This window comes from Frankia sp. CcMO1 (assembly GCF_977945845.1).
In genome coordinates this window covers 3370-17811 of sequence record NZ_CDWTMG010000085.1, presented here as the reverse complement: position 1 = coordinate 17811, position 14442 = coordinate 3370, and the positions used below count along the sequence as shown (strand labels likewise).

The following is a 14442-nucleotide window of genomic DNA, read 5'->3' as shown; positions in this document are numbered from 1 at the left end:
CGCGGGGACCGCTCGGGCCCGCCACGGCTCGGGGGGCGACGGAGCGACGGCAGGCGGCCGCGTCGCGGGCGTGAGCGCGCGGGTCGCAGCGGGCCTGGCCACCGTCGGCGTTCTGCAGCTGCCATGGCTCGTCGCCGCGATGCTCCATCCCGCGTTCGCGTCGTCCACGGGCGAGGGGGACGCCGGCCTCACGCTGTTCGCGCTGCGCTCGGAAACCGGCTGGGGGCGGCTGGTCGACGCCCTCGGCCTGGCTGGCATGTGGAACGCCGCCGCCCTGCCCGACAGCCGCTTCACGGTCCTGGCACGCGCCAGCACGGTGCTCGTGATCCTCCTGATGCTGGCCGGCCTGCCGGCCCTGCGGAAGCTCGCGGCGGCGGGGGCGGCCCCGGAGGTGGTCGCGGGGGCGGCAGCGGCGGTGACCGGCTACCTCGTCGCCGTCCTGCCCGTGCTCCCCGGCGGCGGGTCGCTGCTGCGGTTCCTCGTGGACACGGTCCCCGGCGCGGGACTCCTGCGTGACGGCCACCGCTGGCTCGGCCTGACGGCCATGGGTGTGGCGGTGCTCGCCGGTCACGCGACGCTCCGGCTGGGCGGCGTCGCCGACGCCTGGGCCCGCCGGCGGGGGGCGAGCGGGTCCGGGGGCCGGGCGGCGGTCGCGGTTCTCGTCGCGTGCCTGGTGGCTGCCACGATGCCGGACCTCGCCGGGGGGCTCGCGGGCAGGCTGACCGCCCGGCACTACCCGGCGGACTGGTCCGCGGCCCGGTCGGTTCTCGACGCGGCCCCCGACAGCGCCCGGGTGCTGGTGCTCCCGTGGGGCGCGTTCCGGCGGTTCGGCTGGACGGGCCCGGACCCGGTCCTCGATCCGGCCCCCCGGCTCCTGCCACGGCAGGTCGTCGTCTCCGACGCGCTCACGGTCGGCAGCCGCCGGCTGCCCGAGGAGGGGCTCGGTGCGCGGGCCGCCGCGGCGGCGCTGGCGGACCGGCGGCTGGCCGACGCCGAACTTCGCGACATCCAGGTGGGATGGATCCTGGTGGAACGGGGTACCCCGGGAGCGGAGTCCCTGCCGGTGTTTCCCCCGGGGTGGCGGCCCGCGTTCCAGGGCCCCGACCTCGTGCTGTGGCGCGCTCCGGATCCGTTGCCCGCCGCGCCCCGGCCGAGCCGGACGCGTCTGGTGGGCGTGCTCGGAGTGCACCTGGCCGCGCTCCTGCTGCTGGTGGCCGCCCTGGCCGTCGCCGCGGCCGCGACGACCGGGCGGATAACACCCTGGCATCGGTCCGATGTGACGATGCGCACTTATCGCTAGAACACGTTATGGTGACTGCCACGTAGCGTGGGGTTTCACGGTAACGATCGCGCAAAACGTCCGTTCGCAGGAGCCCGTAAGTGACTGACTGCACCGCCAGCGGCTGCTAGGGTACCCGTGAGTAACAGCACATTGATCAACAAGTCGACTTCAGGAGGAGCGATGAAGGCAGGACGCAGGGACCGCGGCGCCACCATGACGGTGTTCGCGCCCATCCTGGCTGCCATCATCGGGGGTGGTGCAGCGATTGGGGCGGCGATTCAGATCGTCGAGCTCGCACCGTCGAACAGCGAGCCGGCGCCGTCCCAGGGGGACCTTCAGTCAGAGGTCAGCTACGGCGACCGCTGACGACACGGCCGCCTGACAGTTCGAAGGCCGCGGCGCCCGTCCGGGTGTTCGCGGCCTTCGAGGCGTTCCCTTCGAGTCCGTTCCAGGTCGAATAGGCGCGGTTGATCCCTTCCGTCCTGGTGATCAAGCGGGGCCCACCCAAATGGCGAACCCCCAAATGGCGAACCCGCCCGGAGATCTCCGGGCGGGTTCGCCATTTGGGTGCGGACGATCAGCGGCGGCGTGAGCGCAGGGGCGCGCGGCGCCGGGAGCGAGTCCGCTCGGCGCCGTGGTTCTGCGCCGCCGAGTCTCCCCGCAGGTCGACGACGACGTCGCCTTCCTCCGTGCGCTCCATCCGGACGCCGTCGGTCTGCTTCTGATCCGGAGCCGCCGTGGGGTCGATCACCGACGTGGGCGGCAGGCCGCCGGCCACCCGCCGCAGGAGCAGGTGCATCGAGGTCGACGCCGTCCGCCAGCTGTAGTGGCCCACGTGCTCGCGCGCGGCGTCACCGAGCGCCTCCCGGTACTGCTGGTCGGCGAGCACGCGGCGGGTGGCGTCGATGAACGCCTCCAGGTCGTCCTCGACGAGTAGCCCCGTGACGCCGTCGTGGACCGACTCGGCCAGTCCGCCTGCGCTGCGGTAGGCGATCGCCGGCACGCCGTGCGCGGCCGCCTCGACCACCATGAGCCCCCAGCCCTCCTTGACGGAGGGCGCGAGCATCAGCCAGGAGCGGGCCAGCATCTCCTCCTTCTCGCCCTCGTCGACGAATCCGGTGAACGTCACCCGGTCGGCGACGCCGCGCCTTCGCGCCTCGGCCTCCAGCTCCGAGCGCCACCAGCCTTCGCCGATGACGCGCAGCCGGATACCGGGCCACTGGTCCGAGAGCCGCGCCACGGCCTCCAGGGCGTGCTCCACGCGCTTGTGCGGCACCAGGCGACCCAGCACGACGAGGCTGGGCTCCGGGTCGCGGCCGGGTGCGTCGGCTTCGGACACCGGCCGCGTGCCGTTGTGGACGATCGCGATGGCCTTCTCGTCGACGCCGAGTTCGACCAGCTCCCGGCGCGTGACCTCCGAGACCGCGACGTACTGGCAGCCGCGGTGGACGCGGGGGGACACGCGGGACTCGAGCCACCAGCCCGCGGACGCCAGCGCCCGCCCGAAGACCACGTGCCACTGCTCACGGTGCACGTGGTGCACGAGCACGATCACCGAACGTCCGGCGACGGCACGGGCCCAGAAGGGGACGCCGTTGTGGACGTCGATGACGACGTCGGGGGAGCGGCCCGTCATCCGCTCCCACAGGAGCCGTGACAGTGCGCGCAGGTAGACCGTCCAGCGGCCTCCCGCGTGACGGAACGTGATTCCATCACGCTGAATCGTGGCCGGGACTCCTTGATGCCTGGAGCAGAAGATTTCAACTTGGCATCCGTCGGCCACCAGGTCCGCGGCGATCCTTTCGATATAGCGTTCCGACCCCCCGCCTTCAGGGTGGGTGGTATCGCGCCAATTAAGGACGGCGACCCGCAGCGGACTCGTCGGCATTCCGGCTCCTCATCCTGTGGCGTACTCTGCTGGGACGATGTGTGCTGCGCCACGTGGAGGAGAACGCTACGGCGTTTGCCCACTCCCTCGCTACCCGTGGGTAGCCTTCTAGACCATGTCAGTGACACAGACCTCAACGAGCTCCCTGCCGGAATTGCCGCCGCGGGGGAGCCTGGCGCGCAGCGTGGCCCTGCTCAAGGCATTCCGGGTGGAGCAGACCGACCCGGACCGGTTCTACTCACTGCTCGCGGCGGACACGGTGCGTGAGGTCTCGCGGTACGCCGACCTTCGGGGTGCCAGCATCGTGGACGTCGGCGGCGGCCCCGGGTACTTTGCGGACGCCTTCCGCGGTGCCGGAGCCCGCTACGCCGGGATCGACCCGGATGTCGGTGAGCTGACCGCCCGCGGGTCCGTGACGGAGGGATTCCTCCGGGCCTCCGGCCTCGACCTGCCGATCCAGGACGGCGCACTCGACCTTTGTCTGTCGAGCAACGTATTGGAGCACGTGCCCCAACCTGAGCGGATGGCCGACGAGATGCTCCGCGTCGTCCGGCCCGGCGGCGTGATGTGGCTGTCGTGGACGACGTGGCTCTCGCCGTGGGGTGGGCACGAGACCGCGCCGTGGCACTATCTCGGCGGACACCGCGCGGCCGACCGGTACGCGGCCCGCAACGGCCGCCGTCCCAAGAACGACTTCGGCACGTCGCTCTTCGCGTGCTCCGCCGGCCGCATGGTCCGCTGGGCGAAGTCGCAGACCGGCCGCGCCGACATCCTGGACATCCGGCCGCGCTACCACCCCGACTGGGCCACGTGGATCACCGCCGTGCCGGGTGTCCGTGAGATCGCCAGCTGGAACGTCGTGATCGCCATGAGGCGCCGCTCGTGACGGCGATCCTCGGACCGCCGGCTCTGCCGGCCGCCCTCGCCACCGCGGCACCGCCGCGGGGTCCCGACGACCCCGGCGCCGAGCCCGCCACCAGCGAGGCCGTCCGGCGGCGGCTTCGCCTGCTGGCGGCCAGCGTCGCGCTGACCGTCCTGGCCTTCGTGCAGGCGCCGGGCAGGATCGCGCCGGACACCAAGCTCGACCTGTCGGTGGACCCGCTCGGCTTCCTCATGCGCGCGTGGAACCTGTGGGAGCCGCTGGGCGCGTCCGGTCAGCTGCAGAACCAGGCGTACGGCTACTTCCTGCCGATGGGGCCGTTCTACCTGGTCGGCAACCTGCTCGGGATCCCGCCCTGGATCGTCCAGCGCATGTGGTGGGCCACCGTTCTGCTCGTTGCCTTCCACGGCATGTACCGCCTGCTCGGCCGGATGGGCGTCGGCGTCCACAGCACCCAGATGATCGCGGCGCTGGCCTACGCCCTTTCTCCCCGCATGATCACCGAGGTCGGGCCGGTGAGCATCGAGGCCTGGCCGATCGCGATGGCGCCGTGGGTGCTGCTGCCCCTGGTCAAGGTGCGCCCGGGAGCCGCGGCGACGGCGGCGGCCAGATCCGGGATCGCCGTCGCCCTGTGCGGCGGCGTGAACGCCGTGGCGGTGGGCGCCGTGCTGCCGCTGCCGGTCTGGTGGCTGATGACGCGGCAGCGCTCGCCGATGCGTCGCGTGCTGACCCGCTGGTGGATCCTCGCGGTCACGTGCGCCACCCTGTGGTGGCTCGGCCCCCTGCTGCTCCTGGGCCGCTACAGCCCACCGTTCCTGGACTGGGTGGAGAGCTCTGCCGTCAGCACGTCGAAGGGGTCGTTGCCGGGCGCCTTCCGCGGCACCACCCAGTGGGTCGCCTGGTTCCAGCTGCCCCAGCCGATCTGGCTCGCGGGATGGTCGGTCCTGTCGTCTCCGGCCGGCATCCTGCTCGGCTGGCTCCTGATCTCGCTGGGCGTCCTCGGCATGCTCCGCCGGGACGCCCCGAACCGGACCTTCCTCATCGGCGGTGTGATCGGCGGCCTCACGCTGCTGACGATGGGCCACATGGGGCCGTTCACAGCGCCCTGGCAGCCCGCCATCCAGGATTTCCTGGACGGCGTCGGCGCGCCGCTCAGGAACACCCACAAGTTCGACGTCGTCCTCCGGATCCCGCTGACCATCGGCCTCGCGCACGCCCTGACCGTGCTGCGCGTCCCGAAGGTCCGGGGCCTGCCGTTCTCGTCGCAGTCGATGCTGCAGTTCGTCGCCGCCGCGGCCCTGCTGGGCACCGCGGCCCCGGCCCTCGTGGGGCAGCTTCCGTCCCGGGGCAGCTTCACCGAGGTGCCGGACTACTGGCGGCAGGCCGCGGCGTACCTGGAGAAGACCGACGACGGCGCGCGCACCCTGATCGTGCCCGGCAACACGTTCGCGACCAGCATCTGGGGCGACCCCCACGACGAGCCGTTCCAGCCGCTGGCCCGCACCAAGTGGGCCGTGCGGGACGGCGTCCCGCTGTCGTCCGAGGGCAACATCCGCATGCTCACGGCGATCGAGCAGCAGCTCGCGACCGGCCGCGGCTCGCCCGGCCTGGCTTCGTACCTCGCACGCGCGGGCGTCTCGCGGCTGCTCGTGCGCGCCGACCTGGCCCGATCGTTCCAGCCCGGGTCGGCGCCGCTGCCGGTGACGGTGCGCTCGGCCCTGGAGCAGTCGCCGGGCCTGCATCCGGTCGCGAAGTTCGGCCCGCAGCTCCAGGGCAGCCGGAACGCCCAGCAGGTGGACGACGACGGTCTCGACATCCCCGCTCCGGCGCTGGAGGTCTGGGAGGTCGACGAGAAGGCCTGGCTCGCCGAGGTGTACCCCACCTCCAGCGTGGCGCGCGTCGCCGGTGGCACGGAGAGCCTGCTCAGCCTGGCCGACGCGGGTGAGATCGACCGCCGTCCCACGGTGCTCGACGGCGATCCCCAGGCGAAGGCGCTCCAGGGCGCGCCGCTGATCGCCACGGACACGCCGCAGCGGCGGGAGGCGAACGTCGCGCAGGTGCGCGACCTGTACTCGGCCGTGATGACGCCGCAGGAGCGGTACCAGAACGACCGGAAGGTCCACGACTGGCTCCCCTTCGGACAGCAGGAGGTCGCAGCCCGGAGTGAAGGCGTCCAGTCGGTCACCGCGCTGAGCCAGGCGGGACAGTCCGTGGCGCCGTGGTTCGCCGTGGACGGCGACCCGACCACCGCGTGGGTCTCCAGCCCGCTCGCGATCGACCAGTGGCTGCAGATCACCTTCCCGAAGCCCGTGGACCTGCCCTCCGAGCTCCTGCTGACACCGAGCCCGGCGGGCGCGCGGCTGGCCGCCGTCGACGTCAAGACCGACGCCGGCAGCGATCAGTCCGCCATCACCCTCAGCGCCAACCTGCAGGCGCTGCCGCAGCCGATCAAGGTGCCGCCGGGACCCACGCGCACGCTGCGGATCACGGTGGCGAAGACCTGGCAGGGCACCGAGCTCAACCCGGTGTCGATCAGCGAGATCCGCCTGCCCGGCATCACGCCGCGCCGCCCGCTCGTGGTCCCCGCCGCCGCGGGCGCCGCGAGCGGGCCACCGGTCTCGATCTCCCTGCATGCGGCGCGTGACGGTGCCGACAGTTGCGCGACCGTGGGAGACCGGGCGTGGTGCTCGCCGCGCCAGCGCCGCCAGAGCCAGGACGGCGACCTGGACCGCATCCTGACCATGACGACCGGTGCCGCGTACGGCGTCCAGGCGACTGCCCGCGCCCGCGACACCGAGCGCGTGGACGACCTGCTGGAGCCGGACCAGCCCTTCGTGAAGGTCGCAGCCTCGTCGCGGTGGACGCAGGACCCCGCACAGCGCCCGCAGGCGGCGATGGACCGGTCGCTGACCACCGGCTGGATGGCCACGGTGGACGACGACTCGCCGTCGCTCACGCTGCGCTGGAAGGGTGTGCGCAGGATCGACCGCCTCCAGTGGCAGGTGGACAAGGACCTGTTCGCGTCCAAGCCGGCCCGGCTGGACGTGTCCGTCGGCTCGACCCACCGCATCGTCACGCCGGACGCGGACGGGTGGGTCCGGTTCCCGGCCCTGCGCGGCGAGAGTCTGAAGATCACGGTGCGCGGCGTCATCCCGATGTACTCGAAGGACAGGGTGACGAACTTCCCGACACCCCTGCCCGTCGGCGCCAGCGAGATCAACGTGCCGGCGCTGGACAGCATGCGGGTGCCGATGCCCTCGTGGCTGCCGATCAAGGCACCCTGCGGCGAGGGCCCACCGCTGGTGATGGGGGCCCAGCGCATCCAGACGCGGGTGCGCGGCACGGTCGGCCAGATCCTGAGCCGCCAGCCGCTCATGGTGGTGCCGTGCGGCGACGTCCCGGCGCTGCCCGCCGGCGAGGCCCGCATCCGGCTTGAGGCGACCAGCCGGTTCGAGCCCGAGGCCGTCACCCTCACGCGCACGGACGCGAAGACCACGAGCGTCTCGGACGCCGGCGATCCGCCGGTCACCGCGCCTTCGCGGACCCGCGAGGTCTCGCCGGAGCACCGGGTGATCACCGTCGACAAGGCGGACACGGAGCAGTTGCTCGTCATCCACGAGAACGCCAACCCGGGCTGGAAGGCGACGCTGGACGGCGCCACGCTGGAGCAGGTGCGGGTCGACGGCTGGCAGCAGGGCTACCTCGTCCCGGCCGGGCAGGGCGGGGACGTCGTCCTGCGCTTCACTCCCGGTCGGCCCTACCGGATCGCGCTGGTGATCGGTCTGGTGCTGGCGGCGCTGCTCGCCGCGTTCACCATCCCGCCGCGCAGCCGGCGGGCGAAGGACCGGCGCGGCGCCCGCCTCGCGGAGCCGATTCCCCTCTACGAGAACTCGTCGCATCGTGGCTACGGCATGCTCGGCCTGGCCGGGCTCACCGTCATGAGCGGCGGGTGGGCGGCCGCGGCCTTGGGTGGCGTCCTGCTCGGCGTCCGCCAGCGGATCCAGATGCGGTGGATAGTGGTCGCGGCCTGCGTGGTGGCCGGCATCGGCGCGTCGGTCAGCACCAACGCGGACGACAAGGACAGCCTCGCGTCGCCCGTGAGCATCTTCGCGTGCATCGTGATCGTGGCGTGCCTCGTGGTGCGGCTCGACGCCGACAGCGACCGGCTGCTGACGGGGCTCTCGCTGCGCCTGACGCGTCGCGTCCGCCGCCGTCCGCGCCGCTGAGCTCCGATCCGGCGATAACGCGACTCAGTCGTGTCTGGACTCCAAAGCGGGGTCGTAACGCGACTGAGTCGCGCTTGGACCCCAAAGCGGGGTCGTAACGCGACTGAGTCGCGCTTGGACTCCAAAGCGGGGTCGTAACGCGACTGAGTTCACAGGCTGCGCCACTGATGGCCCAAACCCATGGAAGCGGACATACTGGCGAGTAACTTCGGGCGCACCGCTCCCTGTCCGCGGCGCGACCGGTCTCACTCAATGACGAGAGGACCCCAGTTGATGAGGATTCATCGCATGAACCATGCCACCCGGCTCGCCGCCGTCGTGGGCGCGCTGGGCGCGGTTCTGTCGGCCGCCACCCCCGCCTCCGCGGATCCGCAGACCGTCCTCTACCCGTGCGAGGCCAGCACCGCCTTCGGCCCGGTCGCGTCGTCGGTCGACACGGTCGTCGAGGCGACCGCTCCCGCGACCGTGGCGCAGGGCGCCGAGTTCACCGTGACGCTCACGTCGGCGGAGGACCAGGTTCCGACCACCGTCAGCGGCCTGCCGCTCACCGCGGTCAAGAACTTCCGGTTGCTCATTCCCGTCCCGGCGAATACCACGCTCGTGTCGGCGACGACGTCCGGTGGAGCGGGCCTCGGCACCGAGCCGCCGGTGATCTCCGTCGAGAACGGTGCCGTCGTCATGACCCTGAACACTTCCCTGGCGGGCGGCGCGGCCTACACACTCCCCGTCCTGACGCTCGCCCTCCGGGCGGCGCAGGAGGGCACGGCCGACGTCCGGCTGGGTGGCACGAGCTTCACCGACCCCGGGCTCACCTTCACGACCGTTGTCGACGTCGTCGGCACGCCGCTCGAGGCGCCCACCGCTTGCTACCCGGACCCCAACCCGGTGCTGGCCAGCACGGCGATCACCCCGGTCGAGCCGACGGCTCCCACGGCGCCGTAGCCCCCACGAGACAGGAGCCCGGTCCCCCACGCGGGAACCGGGCTCCTGTCCGTTCGGCCGTTCGCTCGGCCGTTCGTTCGGTGCCCGCTCAGCCCAGCTGGATGGCGTCCGCGGGCTGAGGCTGTGGCTGCGGCGGCTGGGGACGGCGGCGCCGCGGGACCCGGGCGATGGGCAGCCGCGAGAACGCCGTCGGCTCACGTGCGCCGGCCGACCTGGCGGCCCGCAGGCCGTTGCGGAACCTGCGCTGCGCCGGCTCCTCGATGAACCGCCACGAGAAGGTGCCGACGACGAGGCTGGCGATGAGGGTCAGGATCAGGGTGACCCAGAACCCGCCACCGAAGACCGACAGGCCGAGGATGCGCCGGATCGTCCCCATGAGGATCGGGTGCCAGAGGAAGACGCCGAAGCTGATCTGCCCCAGCCAGCGCATCAACGGGCTGAGGGCGAACGCGCGCCATCCGGCACGCTGGTCGCCGAAGATGGCCGGAAGCAGCAGGAGCGAGGCGACCACGGTGAAGGTGACGTGCTTGAGCAGGGCCTGGGACGCCGTCGCGCCGGTCAGGTCGTACGGGCCTCCCAGCTTGGAGGTGGCCAGCCAGTAGCCCGCGAGCGCGAGACACATGCAGACGCCGGGGGCGTTCGCGAGGTTGCGGATCGCCTCCGGCACGGGTGTCGGCCGCTCTCGAAGCCAGGCCAGGAGCATGCCCGCGCTGAACCAGTCCAGGAATGCGGGCAGCCACAGCAGTTCGCGGCCGTAGCCCTGCGTGGAGTCATGGTACCCGTAGCGCCAGGCGATGGCTCCCACCATGAAGATCGCGAGAACGATCGCGGGCCGGTGCGGGCGTGCCTTGTGCGGCAGCGCGAACAGTGACCCCACCCGGGAGTGGAGTGGGCGCTTGCGGCGCGCCCGGGCGGCGCGTCGCGTCATCGGCTGGTCGGTGGCGGTGGGCTCCAGCCCGTGGAGCCGTGCCATCGCCGTCCCCCGTCCGAGGCAGAGCCAGGCGAGGAAGGGGAGCGTGAGGTAGTAGCCGACTTCGACGCTCAAGCTCCACATCTGGACCATGCCGTCGAGCTGCCTGGCGAACGCGGTGAAGTAGTTCTGGACCAGGAAGATCGTCTGGACCCAGCGCGACTCCTCGCTTTCCCGGGCCGTGGGCGACAGCAGGTAGACACCGGCGACCGTGACCAGGAACGCGGGGTAGATGCGCACGTAGCGGCGGCGCAGGTAGGAGCGGACTGCGACGCGTGGCCGGGCGCCGTAGGCAGCCTGCACGAACGGGCGGAACAGCAGGAACCCGGAGAGCAGGAAGAACAGCGTCACGCCGAAGTCGAGCCGGGAGAGCCAGCCCGCCCACGGCCCGTTGACCCCCGCCGACGACGTGAAGCCGACGTGCGTGACGAGGACCATCAGTGCCGCGACGCCGCGATAGGCCTCGAGGACGGGGAGGTCGTGGCTCGGCAGCCGGGTGGGTGCGCCGGGCCCCGACTGCGGCGTCGCCGGCGCGGGCAGGCCGGAGGAGTCCGGCAACGCGAGTTCACCCGGGCGGCCCCCGGGGTGTCCCGCGGCGGCGAGCTGAGCGGCGCGCTCGATCGGCAGCAACTCCCCGTTCGTGCGGCCCGATCCCCTGGCCCCGGGTTCCAGCGTGGCGGTCACGGTGTGCCCACCCAGATCCGGACCAGGTTCACGCAACTGCCAGGATCGGCGGCCACCAGGCGCACGGCGGAGACGGTCTGGCCGAGGGGCACGGGGAAGCGCAAGGTGTGTGGCCCCTGCGGCATGTCGTCGTCGGACCAGCGTTCGGGCGCGATCAGCTTCCGGTCGGGCGTCTCCACCCTCACCTCCACCCTCGTTGACGCGTTGAGCAGCAGTCCTACCTCCAGCTGTGCTCCCGGTACGTAGGGCACCGGCTTCGTCAGGGCGACCCGCGCACCGCGACCCGTTGTCGGAAGCACTGCTCGGCAGACCGCCGCCTTCTTGCTCTCCCCGAGGACCTGCGTGTGCAGGACGGGCACCAGGTTGCCAGCCGCATCGAATGTCCGCGTTGCCCCGTCACCATCATGGAAGCGTGCATCCGGCCGGATGAGAAGAACCAGCGGAGCTGCCGTGGGAAACTCAGCAGTCACCCAGGCCGGCATGACGGCCTCCGGCAGCGGGGTGGCGAGTACGCGCGGGAACGGCTCGGCGTTCTGCAGCGAGGCGCGGGCGTTGGCGAGCCAGGTGTCCGTCGGGTTGTCCCACCAGTGGTCGGTGAAGGTCCAGGTGCTGACCAGGGACCCGGTGATGATGACGGCCATCGCCACGACACCGGCCAGCACTCGCGGCGTCAGGTCGAACGAGATCAATCCGTCCGGTTTCCTGGTCACCGGGGCTGTATCAGGCGGCGAGATCGCGTAGCTCGCGGTGGCGATCGCGCTGCCCTGTGGCGCGTAGACGATCCCGGAACCCGGTCCCGGCGTGATCGCCTCACCGACGATGACGGGCGTGTGCACGGGCAGCATGGTCCCTGCCGCCGGGGTCGCCGGGCGGGTCGGGGACGGCACGAATCCGGGTGTGGCCTCCCGTTCGGCGCCGACGCCGATGCGCCACGGGATGGCGGCGAGTGCGGCGCCGTAGAGCAGCGCGGGAACGAGGTCCGCCCAGAGCCGGACGGCGTCCGCCAGGACCGCCTCGAAGCCGACGGACCGCCCGTATGTGATTATCGCCACAGACGGGAGTGTCCAGGCTGTAACCACGGAGAGTGCCCGGACGACCCGTGCCGGGCTGCGCCTCAAGGTGATCAGGAGCCCCACGCCGGTCGCGATGAGCGCCTCGATGACGCCCGGTGTACCGACGTGGGGAGTGCCGGCGTACGGCGTGCTGTAGATCCAGTCCCAGGGGCCGCCGAGGAGGAGTGGGATCAGGGTCCCGCCCACGGTTTCCGCGGCGAGCGCGAGCACGTCGACCGGCGACGGCGGTGAACCCGGTCCCTGGTCGTAGGGCCCGTTCATGTAGATGACCAGGAAAACGACGACGACGGCCGACGACCACAGCGCCGACCAGAACGCCGCACGGATCGGCCGGCGAGGCACTCCCGGTCCGCGGCGGCCGACGAACATGGCCAGGCTGATCGCGGTGAGCGCGACGGGGACCACCGCCGCCTTCTCGTAGAAGCAGAGGCCGACGGCGGTCGCCACGACGACGGCGACGAGGTCCCCCCGGCGGCGTCGCATGATCCACCGCAGGTGGGCGTCCACCGCCCACACCATCGCGGCGGTACAGGCCACGACGGTGATCGACTGACGGAACCAGGCGGTGGCGGGCAGCAGGGCCGGCGTGAAGAGCAGCAGTGCGAGGGGTGCCAGCGCAGCCCCGCGCGGCCCGAACGTGCGCCGCAGGAGCCGCCAGAACGCGACCGCGAGGACGAACCGGACGGCCATGGTCACCAGGACGGCGGGCGCGTGCTCCAGCGGGAACACCCGCGACTGGGTCCAGTCGATGATGCGGGGGAGCGGGGCGAAGTGGGTGCCGTTCGATCCCACGATGAACGAGAAGAACGGCTGCCCTTGCGCGTAGCCCTGCGCCCGGAGGTCGTCCAGGTAGAGCGAGCCCGGCGGCAGGATCAGCAGCAGCATCGCCATGTGCGCCCCGATCAGGGCGAATGCGAACGTGTCGATCCTGGTCCAGACGGCGCGCCGGCGCGCGATTGCGCTGCGCAGCGGGGCCGGCAGGCCCGAGATCTCGAAGGGGGCGGTGTCCGTTTCCGGGAGATCGTCCTCCAACGGCGGGAGAGCGCGGCGGGGGCGGGCACGGGCGCGGCCCCCGTGTGCCCTCGAGTTCGCGCGGGTGGCGCGCTGAGGGCTGCCGCCGTGCGGTGGTGGATTGCGCGGGCCGGCGGCCCCCGGTGTCCATTCGCCGGTCCGATCGCGGAACAGGTCGGGCTGTTCCACGCGCTCCGTCATCTCCCGCCCCTTCACGATGGCCGCCGGGTGGCGGCTGGGTGGCCCTTGGGCCGTCTTGAGATCCCGCTCGCCGTCGGGCGGGACCTTCGGTCCGGTGGCGTTGCGCAGTCGATAGTGTCCCCCGCGCAGGTCTCGGCGCGATATCAGTTACGCAACGTGACGCTACATTGGTTCAAGACCGTTCTCCTTATCTGTACTCGCTGGTAGTGTGCGCGGCACCACAGCACGTGCGGTAGTGGTGTGTGCTGTGAATCCGGCCGCCGTCGTCCACCCGAGGAGTCGCTGTCATGCGTAGGATTGCGGGCCTCGTCCTGGTCGCTTTGGGTGTCGCTCTGATCGCGCTGGCGATCGCGCTCCCCACTTATGTGTATCCACGGGTCGCCAAGGCACCGATCGATCCGAACACCACCCTCATGGCGCGGGGTGAGGGCGTCACCGTGCTGCTGCCGCGGAGTATCGAAGACGGCGGCACCCAGATCTTCAGCAATCAGGTCGTCGAAGTGGCGCGGACCATCGACGGCGAGTTGCGCGAGGGTGCCCCCAAGCCCGCCGCCGACGAGCGGTTCTACCGGCTCGCGTTCCAGGCCAACGTCGAGGGCAAGGGCCTGCTCCAGGCGTACGTCGAGGGCGCGTGCTTCAACCAGGACACCGGCCTGGCGACGAACTGCGGCGGCGACTACCTCGCCACCGATCCGACCGACGAGGTCGGGCAGCCCATCGAGCACCGCGGCCTGATCTTCAAGTTCCCGTTCAACACGGAACGGCGTGACTACCCCTTCTGGGACGTCAACATCAAGGCGCCGATGACGGCTCGCTACGACGGCACCGAACGCATCGACGGGCTCCAGACCTACCGGTTCGTCCAGGTCATCCCGGACACGGTCATCGGTCAGGAAGAGGTCCCGGGCGAGTTGATCGGGCAGTCCGGGACGCCGTCCGTCACCGCCGACCGGATCTACGCCACCACCAGGACCCTCTGGGTCGAGCCCTACACCGGCGCGATCATCAAGGGGGCCGAGCGCGTGAACCAGAGGCTGGCCGCCAACGGCAAGCAGGCGCCGATCATCGCCGGGTATCTGGAGTACACGCCGGAGACGGTGAAGGCGAACGTGGACGAGTACGGCGAGTCCGCGTCCGGGCTGCGGTTCGTGTCCCGCATCGGCCCCATCGGTGGCTGGATCCTCGGACCCATCTGCCTGCTCGCCGGTCTCGGGCTGCTGGCGATGAGCCGGCGGCGCCGCAGCGACGACGAGTGGAACGAGGACCGGACGCACTACCAGACGGT

At 71.7% G+C, this 14442-nt stretch carries 9 protein-coding genes; 6 read left to right on the top strand and 3 right to left on the bottom strand.

The window, feature by feature from the left end; genetic code table 11:
• Positions 1–1300 (top strand): MmpA family trehalose lipid delivery protein (locus tag AC08OU_RS12420; protein ID WP_476604924.1); only part of this gene is annotated, 1300 nt, incomplete at its 5' end.
• A 132-nt stretch (positions 1301–1432) separates the two neighbouring features.
• Positions 1433–1648, top strand: a complete 216-nt coding sequence (locus AC08OU_RS12415) for a hypothetical protein (RefSeq protein ID WP_476604923.1) — start codon at positions 1433–1435, stop codon at positions 1646–1648.
• Between the two features lie 211 nt (positions 1649–1859).
• Here AC08OU_RS12415 and AC08OU_RS12410 read toward each other — a convergent pair whose 3' ends face one another.
• Positions 1860–3170: a glycosyltransferase family 4 protein gene (locus AC08OU_RS12410; protein ID WP_476604922.1), complete on the bottom strand. Its 1311-nt coding sequence runs from the start codon at positions 3168–3170 to the stop codon at positions 1860–1862.
• A 115-nt stretch (positions 3171–3285) separates the two neighbouring features.
• On the opposite strand from AC08OU_RS12410, the gene AC08OU_RS12405 reads away from it, so the two are divergent.
• The 3 genes from AC08OU_RS12405 (at position 3286) to AC08OU_RS12395 (ending at position 9218) form a co-directional block, all read left to right on the top strand.
• Positions 3286–4056 carry a class I SAM-dependent methyltransferase gene (locus AC08OU_RS12405; RefSeq protein ID WP_476604921.1) on the top strand — a complete coding sequence of 257 codons (771 nt, stop codon included), beginning with the start codon at positions 3286–3288 and terminating at the stop codon, positions 4054–4056.
• Positions 4053–8276: an alpha-(1->3)-arabinofuranosyltransferase domain-containing protein gene (locus AC08OU_RS12400; protein WP_476604920.1), complete on the top strand. Its 4224-nt coding sequence runs from the start codon at positions 4053–4055 to the stop codon at positions 8274–8276. The genes AC08OU_RS12405 and AC08OU_RS12400 overlap by 4 nt, the downstream gene beginning before the upstream one ends.
• Before the next feature lie 288 nt (positions 8277–8564).
• Positions 8565–9218 (top strand): hypothetical protein, encoded by a 654-nt coding sequence (locus AC08OU_RS12395; protein WP_476604919.1) that lies wholly within the window; start codon positions 8565–8567, stop codon positions 9216–9218.
• 88 nt (positions 9219–9306) lie between these two features.
• On the opposite strand, the gene AC08OU_RS12390 is transcribed toward AC08OU_RS12395, so the two are convergent.
• Together AC08OU_RS12390 and AC08OU_RS12385 are read right to left on the bottom strand one after the other, a co-directional pair.
• Positions 9307–10872: an acyltransferase family protein gene (locus tag AC08OU_RS12390; RefSeq protein WP_476604918.1), complete on the bottom strand. Its 1566-nt coding sequence runs from the start codon at positions 10870–10872 to the stop codon at positions 9307–9309.
• Complete coding sequence (locus AC08OU_RS12385; RefSeq protein WP_476604917.1) at positions 10869–13157, bottom strand: glycosyltransferase family 39 protein; 2289 nt, start codon at positions 13155–13157, stop codon at positions 10869–10871. The genes AC08OU_RS12390 and AC08OU_RS12385 overlap by 4 nt, the downstream gene beginning before the upstream one ends.
• A 287-nt stretch (positions 13158–13444) precedes the next feature.
• On the opposite strand from AC08OU_RS12385, the gene pgfA reads away from it, so the two are divergent.
• Positions 13445–14442 (top strand): cell envelope lipid trafficking protein PgfA (gene pgfA / locus AC08OU_RS12380; RefSeq protein WP_476604916.1); only part of this gene is annotated, 998 nt, incomplete at its 3' end.

Excerpts from the sequence above, each read along its gene's own strand:
- AC08OU_RS12410 (WP_476604922.1), bottom strand. The coding sequence starts at position 3,170 with ATGCCGACGAGTCCGCTGCGGGTCGCCGTCCTTAATTGGCGCGATACC.
- AC08OU_RS12405 (WP_476604921.1), top strand. The coding sequence starts at position 3,286 with ATGTCAGTGACACAGACCTCAACGAGCTCCCTGCCGGAATTGCCGCCG.
- AC08OU_RS12395 (WP_476604919.1), top strand. The coding sequence starts at position 8,565 with ATGAACCATGCCACCCGGCTCGCCGCCGTCGTGGGCGCGCTGGGCGCG.
- AC08OU_RS12385 (WP_476604917.1), bottom strand. The coding sequence starts at position 13,157 with ATGACGGAGCGCGTGGAACAGCCCGACCTGTTCCGCGATCGGACCGGC.